The 4,180-nt window shown below is 64.4% G+C and carries 3 protein-coding genes; 2 read left to right on the top strand and 1 reads right to left on the bottom strand.

Annotated features, from left to right (window positions below; translation table 11 throughout):
* Positions 1-1,623, top strand: a 1,623-nt coding sequence (locus tag G7Y49_RS11710; RefSeq protein ID WP_165174025.1) for an MFS transporter, incomplete at its 5' end; no start/stop codon positions are given.
* Positions 1,624-1,756: 133 nt separating this feature from the next.
* Entirely contained in the window at positions 1,757-2,392 is a 636-nt protein-coding gene (locus G7Y49_RS11705) for a hypothetical protein (RefSeq protein WP_165174023.1), read from the top strand.
* Between the two features lie 165 nt (positions 2,393-2,557).
* On the opposite strand, the gene G7Y49_RS11700 is transcribed toward G7Y49_RS11705, so the two are convergent.
* On the bottom strand, positions 2,558-4,180 hold a 1,623-nt coding region (locus tag G7Y49_RS11700; protein ID WP_165174021.1), incomplete at its 5' end, for an MFS transporter.

The following is a 4,180-nucleotide window of genomic DNA, read 5'->3' as shown; positions in this document are numbered from 1 at the left end:
TTCGTGATCCTCGCATTCGCAATGATCTTCGACGGTTATGACTTCATGATCGTCAACTCCACCAACCTGTTCGTGGCCCACACCTTCTGGCCCGACAACCCGAACCCCGGCACCCTCATGGGCTCGCTCACCACGTGGGGCCTGCTCGGCATGGTGCTCGGCGGCGCCGTGGGCGGCATCATGTCCGACAAGATCGGCCGCAAGAAGATGCTGACCATCGCCGTCATCTTCTACGGCGTGTTCACGCTGCCCCAGGCGTTCTCGAACGACCTCGTGACGTTCGCCGTGTGGCGCCTCATCGCCGGCTTCGGCGTGGGCTCCTGCATCCCGGTCGTGACCACCGTGTTCTCCGAGAGCATGCCCTCCAAGCAGCGCGGCGTCTTCGTCACCTTCGGCATGGCCTTCATGGTGGTGGGCTGGGTGCTCGCCGGCCTGATCGCCAACCCGATCTGCAACGCCGCCGGCCCGATCATCCCGGGCCTGTGCAACGAGGTCACCTACGTGCTCGCCGACGGCGGCACCGCCTCGATGTACACCAACTGGCGCCTCTGCTACCTGATCGGCGCCCTGCCGATCGTCTACGGCATCCTGCTGTTCTTCGTGATGCACGAGACCCCGCACTGGTACGCCAACAACGGCCAGCTCGACAAGGCCTGCAAGCGCCTCACCGAGATCGAGCAGGCCACGCGCCACACCTCGCACGAGTATGATCCCAAGCTTCTGATCGTCCCGCCGAAGCCCGCCAAGGTCGGCCCCTCCGTGCTGTTCTCCTCCAAGTTCATCGTGGCCACCGCCGCGGTCTGGACGGGCTACTTCGTGGGCCAGTTCTGCGTGTACGGCATGAACGCCTGGCTGCCCGCATGGTTCACCGGCATCGGCTACTCCCCCTCGGAGGCCGTGACGCTGCAGACGCTGAACAACGTCGGCGCCATCCTGTCGAACATCTCCGTCGGCTTCGTGTCCGACCGCTGCGGCCGTAAGAACACCCTGGCCGGCTCCTGGATCTTCTGCATCGTGGCCATCATCATCTGCTCGCTGTTCGTGGCCCCGAACAACTTCGTGCTCTGCCTCGGCCTGATGCTGCTGTTCGGCTTCGCGCTGAACTTCGCCATCACCGCCGTCCAGCCGATGATGCCCGAGGCCTACCCGACCGCGATCCGCAACACCGGCACGTCCTGGTGCCAGGCGTTCGCCCGCTTCGGCGGCTCCGCCTCCTCCATCGTGCTCGGCGGCATCGCCGGCATGGCCCTGTTCCAGACCGCCGAGGGCGCGACCAACTGGTCGATGCTCGTGCTCGTGCTGATCATCCCCTTTGCCCTTGGCTTCATCTGCTGCGTGCTCTTCGCCCGCGAGACCTCCGGCAAGACGATGGACCAGCTGGCGGCCGAGGAGGCGAAGCTCAACAACTCCGAGACCGACGGCACGGCCCGCTTCATCATGATCCTCGTGGTCGCCGCCATCCTGGCAGTGCTCTGCATCGTGTGCCCGCTGGCCATCCAGGGCTGGTCGAAGCTCCCGATCGCTCTGCCGCTCATGGCCATCGGCGTTCTGCTTCCGTTCGTGTACTTCTTCGTGTTCGCCACCCCGCAGGCCCTGAAGGACAAGGCCAAGCTGAAGGCCTAAGTCCCTCTTCGCCTCGACGCGAACCACTTCCCTCGAGGGGGAAGGCCCGGATCCCCACGGGCCTTCCCCCTTTTTCTTTTGCCTGCGTGCTGCGGTATAATCTCCCCAGCTGAAACGTTTCCGAGGAGGGGCTTTGAAGAACAACAAGGTGTATTTCCCGAAGGACGCCATCGCGCGTCACGAGAACTTCGACGCGTGGTACGAGGACGGCGCGCTGTTCATGCGCTTCGAGTCCGAATGGAAGTCCGAGAAGGACACGGTCGCCGTGATCGGGCGCATGGGCGGGGAAGTGGGCTGCATCAAGCCCGACCTCAAGGTGATCAACTACTACCTGCGCTCCGAGCGCTACGAGCACTGCCTGCACACCTACACCATCTTCAAGCACTACTACGTCGAGGGCATGCTGTGGGACATGTACGGCTCGCTCTCGAATCCGCCGTGCGACTTCATCACCGAGACGAAGGACCGCGACGACAAGCGCGACGTGCACATCAAGGTGGTGAAGTTCCGCGACAAGGGCGAGTGCTTCGAGATCCGCGTGACCGACCTGACGAAGCTGCGCCTCGCGCTCATCGCCACGGTGGCCATCGGCATCAAGGAGGAGTGGAAGGGCCTCTCCGAAGGCGAGGAGGACCCCAACCCGACGTTCTTCCAGAAGATCAAGAGGAACGTGCGCGGCTACAAGGGCAAGACCTACGAGCGCGTCCTGCAGGAGGAAGAGCTCGAGCGAGCCAAGGCCAGCCTCAAGGCCATGGAGGAAGAGGAGTAGAAGGCCGCCCAAGTCGGCGCGGGCGACGTTCCTCGCTCGGCTAAGGTGGCGCGTGCGACATTTCTCGCTCGCTTGAGGTGACGCAAAAAGAGAAGCCCCCGCGATGGCGGGGGCTTCCTTGCTTCTCAGCGCTTCTTTGGCGCGCTTATGCGGCAGGTGAGAGACTTAAGCCTTCAGCTTGGCCTTGTCCTTCAGGGCCTGCGGGGTGGCGAACACGAAGAAGTACACGAACGGAAGCAGAACGCCGATGGCCATGACGGGCAGAGCGATCGGGAGCTTCGTCCAGCCCTGAACGGCCAGCGGGCACACGATGCAGAGCACTGCCAAGATGGCGGCGACCACGAGGATCATGATGAAGCGGGCCGTGCCGTCGGTCTCGGAGTTGTTGAGCTTCGCCTCCTCGGCCGCCAGCTGGTCCATCGTCTTGCCGGAGGTCTCGCGGGCGAAGAGCACGCAGCAGATGAAGCCGAGCACGAACGGGACGTTCAGCACGAGCACGAGCATCGACCAGTTGGTCGCGCCCTCGGCGGTCTGGAACAGGGCCATGCCGGCGATGCCGCCGAGCACGATGGAGGAGGCGGAGCCGCCGAAGCGGGCGAACGCCTGGCACCAGGACGTGCCGGTGTTGCGGATCGCGGTCGGGTAGGCCTCGGGCATCATCGGCTGGACGGCGGTGATGGCGAAGTTCAGCGCGAAGCCGAACAGCAGCATCAGGCCGATGCAGAGCACGAAGTTGTTCGGGGCCACGAACAGCGAGCAGATGATGATGGCCACGATGCAGAAGATCCAGGAGCCAGCGAGCGTGCGCTTACGGCCGACGCGGTCGGACACGAAGCCGACGGAGATGTTCGACAGGATGGCGCCGACGTTGTTCAGCGTCTGCAGCGTCACGGCCTCCGAGGGGGAGTAGCCGATGCCGGTGAACCATGCGGGCAGCCAGGCGTTCATGCCGTACACGCAGAACTGGCCCACGAAGTAGCTCGTCCACACCGCGGCGGTGGCCACGATGAACTTGGAGGAGAACAGCACGGAGGGGCCGACCTTGGCGGGCTTCGGCGGAACGATCAGGTACTTCGGGTCATACTCGTGCGAGGTGTGGCGCGTGGCCTGCTCGATCTCGGTGAGGCGCTTGCAGGCCTTGTCGAGCTGGCCGTTGTTGGCGTACCAGTGCGGGGTCTCGTGCATCACGAAGAACAGCAGGATGCCGTAGACGATCGGCAGGGCGCCGATCAGGTAGCAGAGGCGCCAGTTCGCATACATGGTGGCGGTGCCGCCGTCGGCGAGCACGTAGGTGACCTCGTTGCACAGGCCCGGGATGATCGGAGCTGCGGCGTTGCAGATCGGGTTGGCGATCAGGCCGGCGAGCACCCAGCCCACCACCATGAAGGCCATGCCGAAGGTGACGAAGACGCCGCGCTGCTTGGAGGGCATGCTCTCGGAGAACACGGTGGTCACGACCGGGATGCAGGAGCCCACGCCGAAGCCGGCGATGAGGCGCCAGGCCGCGAACGACACGAGGTCGTTCGAGAACGCCTGGGGCAGCGTGAACACGCCGTAGAAGATGACGGCGATGGTCAGCATCTTCTTGCGGCCGATCTTGTCGGACATGATGCCGCCCACGGCGCCGCCGAGCACCATGCCGAGCAGGCCCCACGTGGTGAGCGAGCCCATGAGGGTGCCGGGGTTCGGGTTGTCGGGCCAGAAGGTGTGGGCCACGAACAGGTTGGTGGAGTTGACGATCATGAAGTCATAACCGTCGAAGATCATTGCGAATGCGAGGATCACGAA

The sequence above is a fragment of the Adlercreutzia sp. ZJ242 genome (assembly GCF_011038995.1).
In the GTDB taxonomy this organism is placed as follows: domain Bacteria; phylum Actinomycetota; class Coriobacteriia; order Coriobacteriales; family Eggerthellaceae; genus CAAEEV01.
This window is presented reverse-complemented; position numbering and strand designations above follow the sequence as displayed.